This is a genomic window from Pseudomonas mucoides (assembly GCF_015461845.1).
Lineage (GTDB): Bacteria > Pseudomonadota > Gammaproteobacteria > Pseudomonadales > Pseudomonadaceae > Aquipseudomonas > Aquipseudomonas mucoides.
The window spans coordinates 1,623,547-1,641,147 of sequence record NZ_JACOPW010000001.1; the positions used below are offsets into that span (position 1 = coordinate 1,623,547).

Consider the following 17,601-nt stretch of genomic DNA (forward strand, 5'->3'; position numbering starts at 1 on the left):
TGGAAAAATCGAGCCGTCAACACAGTTCAATAGATTCTGACCTCTCGACCGAACCAAACAAAGACCGAATCAGAAGAAAAACTGCCCCAGAGCAAGTAACACCGCTCCCACATTGAGTCTCCGTCGTCTTCAAGTTATGTGTTCGGACACAAAAAAGCCCCCGCTACCTTCACGGCAACGGAGGCGTCTACTTATAGGCGACGCTCTGCGGCGTCATAGACCTCTTCATCACGTCGGGCTCCGACTGCGACGATCAGTACCTGAATGGCCTTGCCATCGACTCGATAAACAATTCGTGTGGCGCCTGTCCGGATCCGTCTGCAACCTGCAAGACTGGCTCTTAGGGGCTTGCCGCTCTTATCTGGCTCACCATTGATAATCCGCTCTTCAATCACATCAAGAATGCGGTTCGCCGCCACAGCTCCCAGCAGATCCAGATCCTTCTGAACCTCCGGATGATAGATAACGCCCCAAACCATCCACAGCTCCTTTAGTCTTTCTTGGCGTACCGCGCCCGCATATCGTCGTGGCTGACAGCCTTGGCCTGATCAAAACCGATCAGTCGCTCTCGAGCCGCCGCTTCAACCCGAAGGTCCTCGAGCTCGTCGAGCATTTCCTGATACGCATCGACATTGATAATGACCGCTGCGGGTTGGTTGTCTTTGAAAATGACCAGTCGTTCGGTGGCTCGGCTGGAAATCTCCTTTAGCCTCGCACTGAACCCCCTGACCATTGCAGTCACCGAAATTGCTTGGTCAGCACGCTCCAGTAATGCCGTCATACTCACCTCTCTACACAATCATGCAAATTTGAACACACAGTTCTACGCAGAGTATTGCGTTGAATTAGACATACAGCAAGCTGCAAAAAACGCGAGTTTCTCATCCAGCGTTTTTCACCCTGAGAAAAAGTGAGCCGAAGGACGTGTAAACGCTCCCGCCGTGTTTAGTTTCGTTTACTTCTGGTGTCGCAATATCAGATGACGCCCGCAGACCTTGTAGGCAAACTCCGAATCTCGCGTTTGGGCACTTTGCCGCCTTGTTGCGCTTTTCTCTTTTCTTTGACGGGATAGTCTCAGGACGTCGCTGCAGATGCAGTGATCGGGTGTGGTAACCCGGCAAAGCAAAGTGCAACAGCGCTCCCAACACGATTTCATGCGTTTTCGCCTGTCATCCAGTGTTATGGCGGCTGTGCGTGGGAGACCTTCGGGTCTGCCGGTTCCTTTGCTCTTCCGGTTTACCACCCTGCGTACAGCTGCCACCCATTCGTGTGGTAACGAATGTGGCAGCTCCTCGTTTTAAGGAGCGAAACAATGAGCAAAATAGATCCGTCCGCGATTTCAGATTTAAAAACCATCGGCTTCACCCCCCTCATCTACTGCTCGGATCAAGCGCTATTCAACGTCCGCGCCGGCGTCCCCATCGTCGAAGCTTTAGCCCAAGCCTCCGACCTCCTCTTCCTCGGAAAATCATTCGCCGAGGATGCTGCCTACGCAAGAGACACTGACCGCCACGCATGGGCCGCGCATTACCTGACGGCAATGGGTAAGGCTGTTATTGATGATGTCTTGAAGGTGCTAACCCCACGACCTGCCCGGACAAAGACCGAATCCGAAGAAGAGCGTCCCGTAAGCTAGTAACACCGCAATTCCCTTGTGGGAGCGGGCTTGCCCGCGATGACGGCGGCAGATCCAGCATTGATTTGACAGACATACCGCTATCGCGGGCAAGCCCGCTCCCACAAGGATTTTCATTGGGTCGGGATCAAATGCCAGACACAAAAAAGCCCCCGCCACCTTCACGGCAACGGGGGCTTTTTGTTGGGGCTTACATTTCTACCTGAGTCCCCAGCTCAATCACCCGGTTCAACGGCAGATTAAAGAAGCGCAAATTGCCATTGGCGTTTTTCAACATGAACGCAAACAACCCCTCTCGCCAACGGGCCATGCCTTCCAACTTGGAGGCAATCACCGTCTCGCGGCTGAGGAAGTAGGTGGTGCGCATCGGACTGAAGTCCAGGTCATCGAGGTGACACAGTTTCAGCGCCTGTGGCACGTCCGGTTCGTCGACGAAACCGAAGTGCAGGATCACCCGAAAGAACCCTTCGCCGTAGGAATCAACTTCGAAGCGTCGGCTCGGCGGTACCCGTGGGATGTCTTCGTAGACCACCGTCAGCAGCACCACTTGCTCGTGCAGCACTTGGTTATGCAGCAGGTTGTGCAACAGCGCATGAGGCACCGCATCCGGGCGTGCGGTCAGGAACACGGCGGTGCCCTGCACGCGATGCGGCGGTTGCACACGGATACTGCTGATGAAAATCGGCAGGGGCAGCCCACCTTCGTCCATGCGTTCGACCAGCAATTGCTTGCCGCGTTTCCAGGTGGTCATCAGCACGAACAACGCGATACCGGCGATCACCGGGAAGGCGCCGCCCTGGACGATTTTCGGCACGTTGGCGGCGAAGTACAGGCCGTCCACCAGCAGGAAGCCGATCAACACCGGCACCGCGAGGACCGGAGGCCATTTCCACAGCAGCAACATCACCGCCGACACCAGGATGGTGGTCATCAGCATGGTGCCGGTCACCGCCACGCCGTACGCCGAGGCCAGGGCGCCGGAGGATTCGAAGCCCAGCACCAGCAGGATCACGCCGACCATCAGCGCCCAGTTCACCGCACCGATGTAAATCTGGCCTTGTTCGGCGCTGGAGGTGTGGCGGATGTGCATGCGCGGAATGTAGCCGAGCTGGATCGCCTGACGGGTCAGGGAGAACGCACCGGAAATCACCGCTTGCGAGGCGATCACCGTGGCCAGGGTCGACAGGCCCACCAGCGGGATCAACGCCCAGCTTGGCGCCAACAGATAGAACGGGTTACGAGCGGCTTCCGGATCCCCCAGCAACAGCGCGCCTTGGCCGAAGTAGTTCAGCACCAGCGCCGGCAACACGAGGATGAACCAGGCGCGGGCAATCGGCTTGCGACCGAAGTGGCCCATGTCGGCGTACAGCGCTTCGGCGCCGGTCAACGCCAGCACGACCGCGCCGAGGATCGCCACGCCCATGCCCGGGTGCTGGGTGAAGAAACGCACGCCCCAGACCGGGTTCAGCGCTTGCAACACCTCCGGGTGCTGCATGATCCCGTAGACGCCCAGCGCCCCCAGCACCACAAACCAGGTGACCATGATCGGCCCGAACAGAATGCCGATTCGCGCGGTGCCGTGGCTCTGGATCAGGAACAGCGCCACCAGCACGACCAACGACAGCGGGACCACCCAATGGTCGATGCCATCGAACGCCAAGCCAAGACCTTCAATCGCCGAGAGGACGGAAATTGCCGGGGTGATCATGCTGTCCCCGTAGAACAGCGCCGCACCGATCAGCCCGCAGACCACCAGCAACCCTCGCAACCTGGGATACCCCGACGCCGCCCGTCTGGCCAGCGCCGTCAGGGCCATGATCCCGCCCTCGCCCTGGTTGTCGGCGCGCAGCACGAACATCATGTACTTGATCGAGACGACCCAGATCAGCGACCAGAAGATCAGCGCCAGTATTCCCAGCACGCCGTCATGGTTGACCGGCACGCCGTAGCCACCGGAAAACACTTCTTTGAGGGTGTACAGCGGGCTTGTGCCGATATCGCCGTAAACCACCCCGACCGCCGCGACCAGCATGCCGATCGGCTTCGCCGCCGAATGCCCGGCGCTCGCTGCCTGACTACTTGCCTGACCCATCCACCACTCCTACTACCCAGAACGGACTTCTTTGGAAGAAGCACTATGCATTGCCACGCAGCATGCGCTGTTTTACTTCAGGTTACAGACGATATGTTGACTGTAAATATTTGGTAAAGCCTAACGGCGCGAAGCATAGCGCAGCACTCGTCGTATTTCCCTGCATAAAGCTGGTCAAGTGAACGACTGATCGCTAGAATTGCGCACTTTTTGATCAGAGGCGCAGAAAAGCGCCCGTTTGTCGCCTTGCCGACTCGGCTGGAGGCGTCACAAATACCGAGGTTAGACATGTCCACCACTCCTGCGCCGGCCAATCCAAAGGTTGGCTTCGTATCCCTGGGTTGCCCAAAAGCACTGGTCGACTCCGAGCGCATCCTTACCCAGCTGCGCATGGAAGGCTATGACGTCGTGTCCACTTACGAGGACGCCGATGTCGTGGTGGTCAACACCTGCGGCTTCATCGACTCGGCCAAGGCTGAATCGCTGGAAGTGATCGGCGAAGCCATCAAGGAAAACGGCAAGGTTATCGTGACCGGCTGCATGGGCGTCGAAGAAGGCAACATTCGCAAGGTGCACCCAAGCGTGCTGGCCGTGACCGGTCCGCAGCAGTACGAGCAAGTGGTCAACGCCGTGCACGACGCCGTGCCGCCGCGTCAGGATCACAACCCGCTGATCGACCTGGTGCCGCCGCAAGGCATCAAGCTGACCCCGCGCCACTACGCCTACCTGAAGATTTCCGAAGGCTGCAACCACAGCTGCAGCTTCTGCATCATCCCGTCGATGCGCGGCAAACTGGTCAGCCGTCCGGTCGGTGACGTGCTCGACGAGGCTCAGCGCCTGGTCAAGGCCGGCGTCAAAGAGCTGCTGGTAATTTCCCAAGACACCAGCGCTTACGGCGTTGATGTGAAATACCGCACCGGTTTCTGGAACGGCGCGCCGGTGAAAACCCGCATGACCGAACTTTGCGAAGCCCTGAGCACCCTCGGCGTCTGGGTTCGCCTGCACTACGTTTACCCGTACCCGCACGTCGACGAGCTGATCCCGTTGATGGCCGCCGGCAAGATCCTGCCGTACCTGGACATCCCGTTCCAGCACGCCAGCCCGAAAGTCCTGAAAGCCATGAAACGCCCGGCCTTCGAAGACAAGACCCTGGCGCGCATCAAGAACTGGCGCGAGATCTGCCCGGACCTGATCATCCGTTCGACCTTCATCGTCGGCTTCCCTGGCGAAACCGAAGAAGATTTCCAGTACCTGCTGGACTGGCTGACCGAAGCCCAGCTCGACCGCGTCGGCTGCTTCCAGTACTCGCCCGTCGAAGGCGCCCCGGCCAACCTGCTGGACGCGGCCATCGTGCCGGACGACGTCAAGCAAGACCGCTGGGACCGCTTCATGGCGCACCAGCAAGCGATCAGCTCGGCGCGCCTGCAACTGCGCATCGGCCGTGAAATCGAAGTGCTGGTGGACGAAGTCGACGAGCAAGGCGCGGTGGGTCGTTGCTTCTTCGACGCCCCGGAAATCGACGGCAACGTGTTCATCGACAACGGCAGCAACTTGAAGCCGGGCGACAAAGTCTGGTGCAAAGTGACCGACGCCGACGAATACGACCTGTGGGCTGAACAGATCTAAACGCAAAAAATACGAAAAGCCCTGCTCTCTTGACGAGATGCGGGGCTTTTTTACGTCTATCGTTTTGTGGGAGAAAGGACTCGCACACCCCACTGCACACAGGACATCCGGCCATGCGCCATCATTCGGTCATCCACACCCCGAAACACAGTGACTACGAAGAACTCACCCGGGTCTGGGAGGCCTCGGTGCGCGCCACCCATGACTTTCTGCCAGACAGTTACATCCTGTTGTTGAAAGATCTGGTGCTGACCCGCTACCTCGATGCCGTGATGCTGATTTGCACCCGGGACCCGCGCCAACGCATCACCGGGTTCGCCGGGGTCGCCGCCGGCAAGATCGAAATGCTCTTCATCGATCCGGCCCACCGCGGCCAGGGCCTGGGCAAACAGTTGCTACGCTATGCCATGGAACACCTGAATGCCGACGAACTGGACGTCAACGAACAGAACCCGCAAGCCTTGGGGTTCTACTTCAAACAAGGCTTCGAAGTGATCGGCCGTTCCGAGTTTGACGGCATGGGCCAGCCTTATCCGCTGTTGCATATGCGCATGAAGCAGGCAGATCAGCACGCTCAACGCGGCTAAAAGTCTCACCTTGCAAAATGGACCCGCGATTAACCGGCGCCACGCAGGTACAATGCCCACCCCTTTTTTGTTACGGCCCTGTCATGACTGACCCGATTCGTCTCTCCAAACGCCTCATCGAACTCGTCGGCTGTTCCCGTCGGGAGGCGGAGCTGTTCATCGAGGGCGGCTGGGTGACCGTGGACGGTGAAGTCATCGACGAGCCGCAATTCAAGGTCGGCACGCAAAAAGTCGAACTCGACCCCGAGGCCAAGGCCACTGCACCAGAACCGGTGACTATCCTGTTGAACGTGCCCGTGGGCATGGACGCGGACACCGCCATGGCCACCCTGAGCGCCGAGACGCTGAGCGAAGAACACCGCTTCAGCAAACGTCCGCTCAAGGGCCATTTCCTGCGCCTGACCGCCAGCACCGACCTGCAGGCCAACGCCAGCGGTTTGCTGGTGTTCACCCAGGACTGGAAGATTCTGCGCAAACTCACTGCCGATGCCAGCAAGATCGAGCAAGAGTATGTGGTCGAGGTTGAAGGCGACATGGTGGCTCACGGCCTTAACCGCCTGAACCACGGCCTGACGTACAAGGGCAAGGAACTGCCGCCGGTCAAGGCCAGCTGGCAGAACGAAAACCGCCTGCGCTTTGCGATGAAGAACCCGCAACCGGGCGTGATCGCCCTGTTTTGCCAGGCCGTCGGCCTGAAGGTCGTCGCCATCCGCCGCATCCGCATCGGCGGTGTGTCCATCGGCAAAGTGCCGCTGGGCCAATGGCGCTACCTGTCCGGCAAAGAGAAGTTCTAAGGCTTCTCCCGCCGCCACACATTCCGGCGCCGCTGTTTGCTGCGGCGCCCACTGCTGAATATCAGGATTGCACACCATGATTCATAACGACGTATTGCGCAGCGTTCGCTACATGCTGGACATCAGCGACAAGAAGGTCATCGAGATCATCAAGCTCGGCGGCATGGACGTGTCCATGGAAGACCTGCTGACTTACCTCGACAAGAAAGAAGAAGACGAAGAAGGCTTCGTCCGCTGCCCGGATGAAGTCATGGCGCACTTCCTCGATGGCCTGGTGATCTTCAAGCGCGGCAAGGACGAAAGCCGTCCACCGCAGCCGATCGAAGTCCCGGTGACCAACAACATCATCCTGAAAAAGCTGCGCGTAGCCTTCGAACTGAAAGAAGACGACATGCACGCGATCCTCAAGGCTGCCGAGTTTCCGGTGTCCAAGCCTGAGCTAAGCGCGCTGTTCCGCAAGTTCGGCCACACCAACTACCGCACCTGTGGCGACCAGTTGCTGCGCAACTTCCTCAAAGGCCTGACCCTGCGCGTTCGGCCGCAGTAAGCGCCTCGTCCCCTGTAGGAGCACAGCTTGCTGTGCGATAGCGATCTTCAAAACGCCATCGCCAGCAAGCTGTGTTCCTACAGAAGCGGACTCAGACTGGGCCGAATGGCCCCTCATTCCTCGCAAAAATAGTGGCTCCGCTGACGGCGACTGACGACTAGGGTGTACTGACCCTCAACGCTCAGGATTCGCCATGCACCCGTACTTTTCCCTGCAAGGCCGCACTGCACTGGTGACCGGTGGCACCCGTGGTATCGGCAAAATGATCGCCAAGGCTTATGTCGAAGCCGGCGCAACCGTGTACGTCTGCGCCCGGGATGCTGAAGCTTGCCGGCAAACGGCTGACGAGTTGAACGCATTCGGGCGCTGCCATGGCGTAGCGGCCAACCTGGCCACCGAAGAAGGTGTGCTTCAACTGGCTACGCGCCTGGGCGAGCAGATCACTCATCTGGATATTCTGGTGAACAACGCCGGCACAACGTGGGGCGCTCCGCTGGAGAGCTACCCGGTCAAGGGTTGGGAAAAGGTCATGCAGCTCAACGTGACGTCGGTGTTCAACTGCATTCAGCAGTTTTTGCCGCTGCTGCGCAAAGCCGGCTCCGAAGCCAATCCGGCGCGGATCATCAACATCGGCTCGGTGGCCGGGATTTCGTCCTTTGGTGAGCAGGCGTATGCCTACGGGCCAAGTAAAGCCGCCCTACATCAATTGTCGCGGATTCTGGCGCGGGAACTGGTGAGCCAGCACATCAACGTCAACGTGATCGCGCCGGGGCGTTTCCCGAGCAAGATGACCCAGCACATTGGCAATGATGAACAGGCGTTGGCCGAGGATACGGCGCTGATTCCGATGAAGCGTTGGGGCCGAGAGGAAGAGATGGCGGCGCTGGCGATCAGTCTGGCGAGTACGGCGGGGGCGTATATGACCGGGAATATTATTCCTTTGGATGGTGGGTTCAGTCTCTGAGATTGGCGGTGCGGCCATCGCGGGCAAGCCACGCGCCCACCGTTGGAATGCATTTCCCTGTGGGAGCGAGGCTTGCCCGCGATGACGGACTGACTGGCACCACCGATCCTGTGGCCGCTCGGGTTATCATGCCCGTCCTGACCCCGCCTCGACCCCAGATCATGACCTACAGCGTTTCCCCCATCGGCTTCGTGCGCTCCTGCTTCAAGGAGAAGTTCGCCATCCCGCGCCAACCGCAACTGGCCCCGGCCGCTCGCGGTGTACTGGAGTTGGTCGCGCCGTTCGATCAGGGCGATGCGGTGCAAGGCCTGGAACAGGTCAGTCACGTCTGGTTGCTGTTCCTGTTCCACCAGGCCCTGGAAGAAAAACCGCGCTTGAAAGTCCGCCCGCCTCGTCTAGGCGGCAACAAATCCATGGGCGTATTCGCCACCCGCGCTACGCATCGGCCCAACGGTATCGGTCAATCCGTGGTCAAGCTGGACAAGGTCGAAGCCAATCGCCTGTGGATATCCGGGATCGACTTGCTGGACGGCACGCCGATTCTCGACATCAAACCTTACGTGCCTTACGCCGACATCATCGACAGCGCCTCCAACAACATCGCCAGCGCCGCGCCGCAGCTGATTCCCGTGCAGTGGACGGATGCCGCGCTGCAACAGGCTCATGGCCATGCTCAGCGCCTTGAAGAGCCCTTGGTGGCGTTGATCGAGCAATGCCTGGCACAAGACCCACGTCCGGCGTACCAGATTCCTACACCGGAGCGGGAATATGGCGCGCAGTTCTGGGACCTGGACGTGCGTTGGCATTATCCCGAGGCCGGGGTTATCCGCGTCCTGGAAGTCATCCCCGCGAAAATCTAAACACCAGAAACAACTGTGGGAGCGAGCTTGCTCGCGATGGCGGTGTGTCAGTCAATATTGATGTCGACTGACACTCCCCTATCGCGAGCAAGCTCGCTCCCACAGGTAAAACAACGCTGTTGCTTACTTCTCGACGAACGCTCGCTCGATCAGGTAATCACCCGGCTCGCGCATCCGCGGCGACACTTTCAGGCCGAAGCTGTTCAGCACTTCGCTGGTCTCGTCGAGCATGCTCGGGCTGCCGCACAGCATGGCGCGGTCGTCCTGCGGGTTGATCGGTGGCAGGCCGATGTCGCTGAACAGCTTACCGCTGCGCATCAGGTCGGTCAGGCGACCTTCGTTCTCGAACGGCTCGCGGGTCACGGTCGGGTAGTAGATCAACTTGTCACGCAGGGCCTCGCCGAAAAATTCGTTCTGCGGCAGGTGCTCGGTGATGAATTCGCGGTAAGCGACTTCGTTGACGTAACGTACGCCGTGGCACAGGATCACTTTTTCGAAACGCTCGTAGGTTTCCGGGTCCTGGATGACGCTCATGAACGGCGCCAGACCGGTACCGGTGCTGAGCAGGTACAAATGTTTGCCAGGCTTCAAGTCATCCAGCACCAGGGTGCCGGTAGGCTTCTTGCTGATGATGATCTCGTCGCCTTCCTTCAGATGCTGCAACTGGGAAGTCAGCGGGCCATCAGGCACTTTGATGCTGAAGAACTCGAGATGCTCTTCCCAGTTCGGGCTGGCAATCGAGTAAGCGCGCATAAGCGGGCGGCCGTTGGGCTGTTGCAGGCCGATCATCACGAACTGACCGTTCTCGAAGCGCAGACCCGGATCACGGGTGCACTTGAAGCTGAACAGAGTGTCGTTCCAGTGATGAACACTGAGGACACGCTCGTGGTTCATGTTGCTCATGTACGTGGGACTCCTGGAGATTTTGCCTGCGCCGATGATGTGCGCAATTGCATCGCATTCTAAAGGCAGAGACAATATCTGTTAAATGGATTATTAAGATAAGGGTTATCGGTTATATCGATATGCGATTTACTCTCCGTCAACTTCAAGTATTCGTCGCCGTCGCCCAGCAGGAAAGCGTATCCCGTGCTGCGGGCTTGCTCAACCTCTCGCAATCGGCGGCGAGCACCTCGATCACCGAACTGGAGCGCCAGTCCAGCTGCCAGCTGTTCGACCGCGCCGGCAAACGGCTGAGCCTCAATGCCCTCGGCAAACAGCTGCTGCCCCAAGCCGTGGCCCTGCTCGATCAGTCCAAGGAAATCGAAGACCTGCTCAACGGCAAGTCCGGTTTCGGCTCATTGGCGGTCGGCGCGACCCTGACCATCGGCAACTATCTGGCCACCTTGCTGATCGGCAGCTTCATGCAGCGTCATCCGGAAAGCCAGGTGAAGCTGCACGTGCAGAACACTGCCAATATCGTGCAACAAGTCGCCCACTATGAAATTGATCTGGGTCTAATTGAAGGCGACTGCAGCCATCCGGACATCGAAGTGCAAAGCTGGGTCGAGGATGAGCTGGTGGTGTTCTGTGCACCGCAGCATCCATTGGCCAAACGCGGTATCGCGACCATGGAGGAGCTGAGTCACGAGGCATGGATATTGCGCGAGCAAGGCTCTGGCACACGACTGACCTTCGACCAGGCCATGCGTCACCATCGCAGCTCGCTGAATATCCGGCTCGAACTGGAACACACCGAAGCGATCAAGCGCGCAGTGGAATCGGGATTGGGGATTGGGTGTATCTCACGGCTGGCACTGCGCGATGCGTTCCGTCGTGGCAGCCTGGTTCCCGTGGAAACACCGGACCTGGACCTGGCGCGACAGTTCTACTTCATCTGGCACAAACAGAAATATCAGACATCGGCGATGCGCGAGTTCCTCGACCTGTGCCGCGCTTTCACCGCAGGGGTTCAGCGCAGCGACGAGATCGTTCTGCCGAATATCGCTTAAAGCAGAATCACCGCCCAGACCAGCGCGATCATGCTCAGCGCCACGAATTGAGCTGCGCTGCCCATGTCCTTGGCGTTCTTGGACAGCGGGTGCAATTCCAGGGAAATGCGATCGATGGCCGCTTCCACCGCTGAGTTCAGCAACTCGACGATCAGCGCCAACAGGCAGACGGCAATCAGCAGCGCCTGCTCGACACGGCTGACGTTCAAAAAGAACGACAGCGGAATCAGGATGACGTTGAGCAACACGAGTTGGCGAAAGGCCGCTTCGCCGGTGAAGGCTGCGCGCAGGCCATCCAGCGAATAGCCGGAGGCATTGAGGATACGCTTGAGGCCGGTTTGGCCTTTGAAAGGTGACATAGAGTGGGCAACTGACCAGATAGGAATGGGAACGCTAGATCAAGCAAAGTCAAAATAGCGTGAACATGGAGCTGTTTAGTGGCTTGGAATTGACTCAAGTTGTTGCAAGAGTAGTGCAGCCTGGGTCCGGGTCCGCACATTCAGCTTGCGGAAGATCGCCGTGACATGGGCTTTGATCGTTGCTTCCGAGACACTCAGCTCGTAAGCAATCTGTTTGTTCAGCAAACCTTCACAGACCATGGTCAACACCCGGAACTGTTGGGGTGTCAGGCTGGCAAGGCCTTCGCTGGCGGCCTTGGCTTCCTCGGAAACGTTGACCGCTTCAAACGCCTGTGGCGGCCAGAATACGTCGCCGTCCAGTACGGCACGCACGGCTTTCTGGATCACGCTCAGGTCGCTGGATTTTGGAATGAACCCACTGGCGCCGAACTCACGGGACTTGACCATGATCGACGCTTCTTCCTGCGCGGACACCATCACCACCGGAATTTGCGGGTACTGACCGCGCAACAGCACGAGCCCGGAAAAACCGTAGGCACCGGGCATGTTCAAGTCCAGCAGCACCAGATCCCAATCGGACTTTTCATCCAGGCGGGCTTCCAGCTCGGCAATGCTCGCCACTTCCACCAGACGAACATCCGGGCCCAGGCCCAGAGTCACGGCCTGATGCAGCGCGCTTCGAAACAGCGGGTGATCATCGGCAATCAGGATTTCGTATGTGGCCATTTTTCAAATGATCCTGTTTTTCAAACGACTCAAGGCACAGCCACGGAGCTGCACCAATGGGGCACGTTCAACGCCAATAACAGCTGAAAACGGCGTATCAAACCTGGCCGCGCCCCAATCGGCGCCAAGCATGCCCAGCCAAGACTGGGTGGTCAAGGTGCATGGGCAGTACAGTTCTTTGCAGTATGGGCGACAATCAGCAGATGGCTGGGGCCGAGTTTTGCACGAAGGGCATCAGCTCGGCATGAGCGGGCGTGGCGACGTTCATGTCCAGTTGCCGTTTCGCGTCCAGGTAATGCTGGCTGAACACGTCGAAATAGGCGTCCAGCGCCGAGGCCGCTGCGGTATCCCCGGCCAGATCGAGGCACAGTGCAGCCACTTCGGCGGTGCACAAATGCTCGCTGCGGGTCGACCTGCGCAATCGGTATCGAGACAGCTTCTCGGGCAACAGGCTGAGGATCGGCAAGCGATCAAAGTAAGGGCTTTTGCGGAAAATCTTCCGGGCTTCTGTCCAAGTGGCGTCCAGCAGAATAAACAGCGGACGCTTCGAACTGTCCATGTCCACCGTGTTGGTGACACGCTCGGGCTCAACGTATTCCCCCGGAAACACCAGATAGGGCTGCCACTGCGGGTCGGCCAGCAACGCCAGCAATTGTTCATCAACCTCGGTGCGAGACCAGATAAACGCATGGTTGTCGCGTACCACATCGGCAATCAGCCAACCGGTGTTGCTCGGTTTGAACACTTCCTTGTTGGTCATGATCAGGCACACACCGGAGCGCGCCTCGACCTGCGGGCGCCAGGCGCACAGACAATGACTCTCGATCACCCGGCAGGAACGGCAACGCGGCGCCCTCCAGCCTCGGGCCTGAATCGGCTTGATCCCCTCTTCTTCTCGGGAATCGCGCAAGCGGGCCACGGCGTTGGCAGCAAAGGGCGGAATGGCAGGGTTCATCGCAGGCAGCGCCGGCAGAAGGAGGAAATCGACACGAAAAGCACTCGGCTGGGCAAAAAGTGCCACCAGTTTATCAGAGCAGCCAGCGCAAGCCTGTACCGTCCGGAGCGCGTCCCCTATAATTCGCCGCCACTGAACGCACAGTCATGTGACGGGTCGAAGCACCAGTCACTGAACCAGGAGAGTTTCATGCTGCGCCTTATCGTTCCCACCGCTGCCATTCTGCTGGCGTCGTCCTTCAGCGCTCAGGCTGCGTCCTTGAAAGACACGGAACTGAACAAAATGCTGCAAAACGTAGCCGCCCAAAGCAGCGTCGGCACGCCACGGGCGATCAACGAAGATATTCTCGATCAGGGTTATACCGTTGAAGGCACCGAGCTGATCAACCACCTCAGCGTCCAGAGCAGCCACGCTGACAAGATGCGCGCCGACCCCAAGGCTGTTTACTTCCAGCTGGGCTCTACCGTGTGCAACAACCCGGGCTTTCGCAAGCTGATGGCCAAGGGCGCGACCATGCGCTACGAGTTCACCGAGGTCAAAACCAACCGTCCGGTGGCCAGCGAGCGCTTCAAGGAGTCGGATTGCCTGCAACCGGCGGCCAAGAAGAAAAAGTAATCACCCGGATTTGGCGCGCCGTTGTTCATCCTCGGCGCGCAATTCTGCCAGCAACGCCTGCAAGTAATGTGACCGTCGCTCAGTTCCCTCCAGACGTCGGCAGCACTCCTCCTCGAGACTCACGTGATGGGTCTCGGCTGATGACTTGAGCAATCGATACAGTCGCGTATCGATCTCCAGAATCACTCTGGCCATAACATCCCGCCTCCCTGCTCCTCGCCCTGCTTGAGCGAAAATTCCTTCAACTTCTAGAACCGCGCGCCCTGCCTTTGACGCAAAGTTGTCGTGTCGCATCTGTAGCTTAGTAAATCAGAGCGCCCGACACTCGGCGTGCGTTCAGACGAGCGGTGAAATCACCTTGCAAATCGTCAATAAGCGGTTGCCAGGAAACACTTTGCGGCGCAATGATCAAGCCAGCGTAAATCTCTGCGAGGGTCTAGATTCATAGTGATCCCATTCACTTTTCCGGGCTGGAAAGGGGCCGCCCGCGACGCGTCTTGTTGTGCCAAGTGTGCGAATGTTTCCTGCTTCAAGGGAAAACACAGCCTGTATGGAAGGAGAAATTGATGCCTTACCAACCGAATGACCTGCTAAGCCGTCATTTTGAAGAAAGCGGCCACGACCTCACCAACAAGGTCGAAGAACAACTCAACCTGGTGTCACCCAACAGCCCCAACATCCCCATCTACCGCGACATGATCCTGACAGTGCTGCGCATGGCCCAGGAAGATCACAACCGCTGGAATGCCAAGATAACCCTTCAAACCCTGCGCGAACTGGAGCACGCCTTCCGTGTACTCGAGCAGTTCCGCAGCCGACGTAAAGTCACCGTGTTTGGCTCGGCCCGAACACCGATCGAACACCCACTGTATGGTCTGGCCCGAGAACTGGGCGCCGCGCTGGCGCGCTCGGACCTGATGGTCATCACTGGCGCTGGCGGCGGCATCATGGCGGCGGCGCACGAAGGGGCCGGCAGGGAGCACAGCCTGGGCTTTAACATCACCCTGCCGTTCGAACAACATGCCAACCCCACGGTGCAAGGCACCGCCAACCTGCTGCCCTTCCACTTCTTTTTCACCCGCAAGCTGTTCTTCGTCAAGGAAGCGGATGCACTGGTCCTGTGCCCAGGCGGTTTCGGCACCCTGGATGAGGCGCTGGAAGTACTGACACTGATTCAGACCGGCAAAAGCCCATTGGTGCCGGTGGTATTACTGGACGCACCGGGCGGCAAGTTCTGGCAAGGCGCGCTGGACTTCATTCACCATCAACTGGAGGAAAACCGCTACATCCTGCCGACCGACATGAAGCTTGTGAGCCTTGTCTACAGCGCTGAAGAAGCGGTGGAACAGATCAACCAGTTCTACAGCAACTTCCACTCCAGCCGCTGGCTCAAGCATCAGTTTGTGATTCGCATGAACCACACCCTCAGTGAGCAAACGCTTGACCACATGCAGGAAGCATTTGCCGACCTGTGCCTGAGCGATCGCTTCCATCAGCACGCCTACAGCGGCGAAGAGCACGATGAAGCGCAGTTCAGCCACTTGGCGCGACTGGCCTTCAACTTTAACGCGCGTGATCATGGTCGCCTGCGTGAACTGGTGGACTACATCAACCTGCCGCAAAACTGGGCGCAATCTACCCCCCAAACGCAGCAGCGCACGCGCGAGCCCTCCAAGGTTATGTGAGGCAAAAAAAATGGCCCGCTATCGAAATAGCGGGCCATTTTTTATCAATCATCCATTCCCCGGCCACTGAACAAGCGGCTGATCATCTCCATGGAGTATCCCCGATAACTCAGGAAGCGCCCTTGCTTGGCACGCTCCCGAGCATCTATCGGCAGATGCCCGGAAAATTTACGCCGCCAGGTATCCTCCAACTGCTCCTGCCAGTTGATACCGCTCTCGCGCAACGCGAGTTCGATATCGGCCCGTTGCAGACCGCGCTGGCCAAGCTCCTCGCGAATACGCAAAGGGCCATAACCGGAGCGGGCGCGGTAAGAAACAAAGCTTTCGAGGTAACGGGATTCGGACAGCAGGCCCTCTTCCGTCAAGCGGTCGAGTGCTGTGTCGATCATTTCAGGGAGGGCGCCTCGCTGACGCAGTTTACGCGTCAGCTCGACTCGACCGTGCTCGCGTCGAGCGAGCAGGTCCATTGCGGTTCGCCGCACCGCGACGAGTGTATCGAGTACGGCGGTCATCGGATCAATCAGATATCAGCGTCAGCCAGGTCATCAGCCGTCTCTTTGACTGGCGATGCTTTGACGTCCGGCGCCGGGGTCAGCAACTTGTCACGCAGTTGCTTCTCGAGCTTGGCGGCGATTTCCGGATTGTCTGCCAGGAACTTGGCCGAGTTGGCCTTGCCCTGACCGATCTTGGTGCCTTCATAGGCATACCAGGCGCCGGACTTCTCAACGAAACCGTGCAGAACACCCAGGTCGATCATCTCGCCATTGAGGTAGATGCCTTTGCCGTAAAGAATCTGGAACTCGGCCTGACGGAACGGCGAAGCCACTTTGTTCTTCACGACCTTGACGCGGGTTTCGCTACCGACGACTTCATCACCTTCTTTCACCGCGCCAGTACGACGGATGTCCAGACGAACCGACGCGTAGAACTTCAGCGCGTTACCACCGGTGGTGGTTTCCGGGCTGCCGAACATCACGCCGATTTTCATACGGATCTGGTTGATGAAGATCACCAGGCAGTTGGCGTTCTTGATGTTACCTGTGATTTTACGCAGCGCCTGGGACATCAGTCGGGCTTGCAGGCCGACGTGCATGTCGCCCATTTCGCCTTCGATTTCTGCCTTTGGCACCAGAGCGGCCACGGAGTCGACGATGATCACGTCAACGGCGTTGGAACGCACCAGCATGTCGGTGATTTCCAGGGCCTGCTCGCCGGTGTCCGGCTGCGAAACCAGCAGGTCGTCAACGTTGACGCCCAGTTTGCCGGCGTACTCAGGATCAAGGGCGTGTTCGGCATCGACAAATGCGCAGGTCGCGCCGGCTTTTTGAGCCTGGGCGATCACGGACAGTGTCAGTGTGGTTTTACCGGAGGATTCAGGACCGTAGATTTCAACGATACGGCCTTTTGGCAAGCCGCCAATGCCGAGCGCGATGTCCAGACCCAGAGAGCCAGTGGAGATAGCCGGGATCGCCTGACGGTCCTGATCGCCCATACGCATTACGGCACCCTTGCCGAATTGACGTTCGATCTGACCCAGGGCCGCAGCCAAGGCTTTCTTCTTGTTGTCGTCCATTAAAGTCCTCACGTAATCAATAAGGCCTGACGGCCAACACCTGTATAAGTAGCCAGTATTATTCCACAGCGATTCAGGATCGCCTACCCCTGATTTGAGATTTCTGTGGCGGCATGGCGCAGCAGCCCCTCTAGCGCGGCCTTCACCGTTTGTCGGCGGACTTCGTCGCGGTTGCCAGGGAAGTGCTGCACCTCGCTGAACACCTGCTCACCGACGCCCCAGGCCAGCCAGACCGTGCCCACCGGCTTGCTCGCAGAGCCGCCATCCGGCCCCGCCACACCGCTGACTGCCACGGCAAAATGCGCCCGGCTCTTTTCCTGGGCACCGCGAACCATTGCCTCGACCACCTCGCGACTGACCGCCCCCACCGTCGAAAACAACTCGACCGGCACGTTCAATTGCTGGGTTTTCTGTCGATTGGAGTAAGTGACATAGCCAGCCTCGAACCACGCCGAACTTCCCGGAATACGGGTGATCGCCTCGCTGATCCCCCCGCCCGTGCAAGATTCGGCGGCCGTGACATGGGCATTGAGCACCTGCAAGCGCCTGCCCAGTTCAGCGGCCAGTTGGGTGATTTCTTTCACGGTCATCTCCTGAGCGAACGGAAGCGGAATGAGAACTACCGTACAC

At 58.7% G+C, this 17,601-nt stretch carries 21 protein-coding genes; 10 read left to right on the top strand and 11 right to left on the bottom strand.

Annotated elements, in window-relative coordinates:
- Positions 1-191: 191 nt before the first annotated feature.
- Both H8F22_RS07635 and H8F22_RS07640 read right to left on the bottom strand, forming a co-directional pair.
- On the bottom strand, positions 192-479 hold the full coding sequence (locus tag H8F22_RS07635) for a type II toxin-antitoxin system RelE family toxin (protein WP_194939920.1): 288 nt from the start codon (positions 477-479) through the stop codon (positions 192-194).
- A gap of 11 nt (positions 480-490) precedes the next feature.
- Entirely contained in the window at positions 491-781 is a 291-nt protein-coding gene (locus H8F22_RS07640) for a Phd-YefM (protein ID WP_027925020.1), read from the bottom strand.
- A 531-nt stretch (positions 782-1,312) separates the two neighbouring features.
- On the opposite strand from H8F22_RS07640, the gene H8F22_RS07645 reads away from it, so the two are divergent.
- Positions 1,313-1,636: a DUF3077 domain-containing protein gene (locus tag H8F22_RS07645; protein ID WP_027925019.1), complete on the top strand. Its 324-nt coding sequence runs from the start codon at positions 1,313-1,315 to the stop codon at positions 1,634-1,636.
- A gap of 190 nt (positions 1,637-1,826) precedes the next feature.
- Here the strand turns inward: H8F22_RS07645 and H8F22_RS07650 are convergent, their stop codons facing one another.
- On the bottom strand, positions 1,827-3,728 hold the full coding sequence (locus H8F22_RS07650) for a potassium transporter Kup (protein WP_027925018.1): 1,902 nt from the start codon (positions 3,726-3,728) through the stop codon (positions 1,827-1,829).
- Between the two features lie 288 nt (positions 3,729-4,016).
- Here H8F22_RS07650 and rimO point away from each other — a divergent pair, with 288 nt between their 5' ends.
- The 6 genes from rimO to tsaA all read left to right on the top strand — a co-directional run bounded on the left by rimO (position 4,017) and on the right by tsaA (position 9,106).
- The gene (gene rimO, locus H8F22_RS07655) at positions 4,017-5,354 is read left to right on the top strand and encodes a 30S ribosomal protein S12 methylthiotransferase RimO (RefSeq protein WP_059181533.1); all 1,338 of its coding nucleotides are present in this window, start codon (positions 4,017-4,019) and stop codon (positions 5,352-5,354) included.
- Between the two features lie 113 nt (positions 5,355-5,467).
- On the top strand, positions 5,468-5,941 hold the full coding sequence (locus tag H8F22_RS07660; RefSeq protein WP_059181534.1) for a GNAT family N-acetyltransferase: 474 nt from the start codon (positions 5,468-5,470) through the stop codon (positions 5,939-5,941).
- Positions 5,942-6,024: 83 nt separating this feature from the next.
- The gene (locus tag H8F22_RS07665) at positions 6,025-6,735 is read left to right on the top strand and encodes an rRNA pseudouridine synthase (RefSeq protein ID WP_027925014.1); all 711 of its coding nucleotides are present in this window, start codon (positions 6,025-6,027) and stop codon (positions 6,733-6,735) included.
- A gap of 76 nt (positions 6,736-6,811) precedes the next feature.
- A complete protein-coding gene (locus H8F22_RS07670) occupies positions 6,812-7,282 on the top strand; it encodes a YehS family protein (protein WP_008010137.1) in 471 nt (156 codons plus the stop codon).
- 193 nt (positions 7,283-7,475) lie between these two features.
- Positions 7,476-8,246 carry an SDR family oxidoreductase gene (locus H8F22_RS07675; protein ID WP_027925013.1) on the top strand — a complete coding sequence of 257 codons (771 nt, stop codon included), beginning with the start codon at positions 7,476-7,478 and terminating at the stop codon, positions 8,244-8,246.
- Positions 8,247-8,407: 161 nt separating this feature from the next.
- Positions 8,408-9,106, top strand: a complete 699-nt coding sequence (gene tsaA / locus H8F22_RS07680; protein WP_194939921.1) for a tRNA (N6-threonylcarbamoyladenosine(37)-N6)-methyltransferase TrmO — start codon at positions 8,408-8,410, stop codon at positions 9,104-9,106.
- A gap of 123 nt (positions 9,107-9,229) precedes the next feature.
- Here tsaA and fpr read toward each other — a convergent pair whose 3' ends face one another.
- Positions 9,230-10,009, bottom strand: a complete 780-nt coding sequence (fpr, locus tag H8F22_RS07685) for a ferredoxin-NADP reductase (protein ID WP_003443014.1) — start codon at positions 10,007-10,009, stop codon at positions 9,230-9,232.
- Positions 10,010-10,131: 122 nt separating this feature from the next.
- Between fpr and H8F22_RS07690 the strand changes: the two genes are divergently transcribed.
- Positions 10,132-11,058, top strand: a complete 927-nt coding sequence (locus tag H8F22_RS07690) for a LysR family transcriptional regulator (protein ID WP_027925011.1) — start codon at positions 10,132-10,134, stop codon at positions 11,056-11,058.
- Here H8F22_RS07690 and H8F22_RS07695 read toward each other — a convergent pair.
- The 3 genes from H8F22_RS07695 to H8F22_RS07705 form a co-directional block, all read right to left on the bottom strand.
- Positions 11,055-11,417: a diacylglycerol kinase gene (locus H8F22_RS07695; RefSeq protein ID WP_008010143.1), complete on the bottom strand. Its 363-nt coding sequence runs from the start codon at positions 11,415-11,417 to the stop codon at positions 11,055-11,057. The two genes, H8F22_RS07690 and H8F22_RS07695, sit on opposite strands and share 4 nt — an antisense overlap.
- Before the next feature lie 75 nt (positions 11,418-11,492).
- The gene (gene erdR / locus H8F22_RS07700; RefSeq protein WP_027925010.1) at positions 11,493-12,143 is read right to left on the bottom strand and encodes a response regulator transcription factor ErdR; all 651 of its coding nucleotides are present in this window, start codon (positions 12,141-12,143) and stop codon (positions 11,493-11,495) included.
- A gap of 196 nt (positions 12,144-12,339) precedes the next feature.
- Positions 12,340-13,098: a tRNA-uridine aminocarboxypropyltransferase gene (locus H8F22_RS07705; protein WP_194939922.1), complete on the bottom strand. Its 759-nt coding sequence runs from the start codon at positions 13,096-13,098 to the stop codon at positions 12,340-12,342.
- A gap of 189 nt (positions 13,099-13,287) precedes the next feature.
- Between H8F22_RS07705 and H8F22_RS07710 the strand changes: the two genes are divergently transcribed.
- On the top strand, positions 13,288-13,713 hold the full coding sequence (locus H8F22_RS07710) for a PA3611 family quorum-sensing-regulated virulence factor (RefSeq protein ID WP_027925008.1): 426 nt from the start codon (positions 13,288-13,290) through the stop codon (positions 13,711-13,713).
- On the opposite strand, the gene H8F22_RS07715 is transcribed toward H8F22_RS07710, so the two are convergent.
- Positions 13,714-13,908 (bottom strand): hypothetical protein, encoded by a 195-nt coding sequence (locus H8F22_RS07715; protein ID WP_027925007.1) that lies wholly within the window; start codon positions 13,906-13,908, stop codon positions 13,714-13,716.
- A 371-nt stretch (positions 13,909-14,279) separates the two neighbouring features.
- Between H8F22_RS07715 and H8F22_RS07720 the strand changes: the two genes are divergently transcribed.
- A complete protein-coding gene (locus H8F22_RS07720; RefSeq protein ID WP_027925006.1) occupies positions 14,280-15,398 on the top strand; it encodes an LOG family protein in 1,119 nt (372 codons plus the stop codon).
- Between the two features lie 44 nt (positions 15,399-15,442).
- Here the strand turns inward: H8F22_RS07720 and recX are convergent, their stop codons facing one another.
- From recX to H8F22_RS07735, 3 genes are all read right to left on the bottom strand, one after another.
- Positions 15,443-15,910 (bottom strand): recombination regulator RecX, encoded by a 468-nt coding sequence (gene recX, locus H8F22_RS07725; RefSeq protein WP_027925005.1) that lies wholly within the window; start codon positions 15,908-15,910, stop codon positions 15,443-15,445.
- Positions 15,911-15,918: 8 nt separating this feature from the next.
- A complete protein-coding gene (recA, locus tag H8F22_RS07730; protein WP_007907270.1) occupies positions 15,919-16,971 on the bottom strand; it encodes a recombinase RecA in 1,053 nt (350 codons plus the stop codon).
- A gap of 83 nt (positions 16,972-17,054) precedes the next feature.
- Positions 17,055-17,555 (bottom strand): CinA family protein, encoded by a 501-nt coding sequence (locus tag H8F22_RS07735; protein ID WP_027925004.1) that lies wholly within the window; start codon positions 17,553-17,555, stop codon positions 17,055-17,057.
- Between the last annotated feature and the right edge of the window lie 46 nt (positions 17,556-17,601).

Coding starts and splice junctions, on each gene's coding strand:
- H8F22_RS07710 (WP_027925008.1), top strand. CDS start 13,288: ATGCTGCGCCTTATCGTTCCCACCGCTGCCATTCTGCTGGCGTCGTCC.
- H8F22_RS07640 (WP_027925020.1), bottom strand. CDS start 781: ATGACGGCATTACTGGAGCGTGCTGACCAAGCAATTTCGGTGACTGCA.
- H8F22_RS07705 (WP_194939922.1), bottom strand. CDS start 13,098: ATGAACCCTGCCATTCCGCCCTTTGCTGCCAACGCCGTGGCCCGCTTG.
- H8F22_RS07675 (WP_027925013.1), top strand. CDS start 7,476: ATGCACCCGTACTTTTCCCTGCAAGGCCGCACTGCACTGGTGACCGGT.
- H8F22_RS07650 (WP_027925018.1), bottom strand. CDS start 3,728: ATGGGTCAGGCAAGTAGTCAGGCAGCGAGCGCCGGGCATTCGGCGGCG.
- H8F22_RS07660 (WP_059181534.1), top strand. CDS start 5,468: ATGCGCCATCATTCGGTCATCCACACCCCGAAACACAGTGACTACGAA.
- H8F22_RS07670 (WP_008010137.1), top strand. CDS start 6,812: ATGATTCATAACGACGTATTGCGCAGCGTTCGCTACATGCTGGACATC.
- H8F22_RS07695 (WP_008010143.1), bottom strand. CDS start 11,417: ATGTCACCTTTCAAAGGCCAAACCGGCCTCAAGCGTATCCTCAATGCC.
- recA (WP_007907270.1), bottom strand. CDS start 16,971: ATGGACGACAACAAGAAGAAAGCCTTGGCTGCGGCCCTGGGTCAGATC.
- H8F22_RS07690 (WP_027925011.1), top strand. CDS start 10,132: ATGCGATTTACTCTCCGTCAACTTCAAGTATTCGTCGCCGTCGCCCAG.
- tsaA (WP_194939921.1), top strand. CDS start 8,408: ATGACCTACAGCGTTTCCCCCATCGGCTTCGTGCGCTCCTGCTTCAAG.
- fpr (WP_003443014.1), bottom strand. CDS start 10,009: ATGAGCAACATGAACCACGAGCGTGTCCTCAGTGTTCATCACTGGAAC.
- H8F22_RS07665 (WP_027925014.1), top strand. CDS start 6,025: ATGACTGACCCGATTCGTCTCTCCAAACGCCTCATCGAACTCGTCGGC.
- H8F22_RS07715 (WP_027925007.1), bottom strand. CDS start 13,908: ATGGCCAGAGTGATTCTGGAGATCGATACGCGACTGTATCGATTGCTC.
- H8F22_RS07635 (WP_194939920.1), bottom strand. CDS start 479: ATGGTTTGGGGCGTTATCTATCATCCGGAGGTTCAGAAGGATCTGGAT.
- recX (WP_027925005.1), bottom strand. CDS start 15,910: ATGACCGCCGTACTCGATACACTCGTCGCGGTGCGGCGAACCGCAATG.
- H8F22_RS07645 (WP_027925019.1), top strand. CDS start 1,313: ATGAGCAAAATAGATCCGTCCGCGATTTCAGATTTAAAAACCATCGGC.
- H8F22_RS07720 (WP_027925006.1), top strand. CDS start 14,280: ATGCCTTACCAACCGAATGACCTGCTAAGCCGTCATTTTGAAGAAAGC.
- rimO (WP_059181533.1), top strand. CDS start 4,017: ATGTCCACCACTCCTGCGCCGGCCAATCCAAAGGTTGGCTTCGTATCC.
- erdR (WP_027925010.1), bottom strand. CDS start 12,143: ATGGCCACATACGAAATCCTGATTGCCGATGATCACCCGCTGTTTCGA.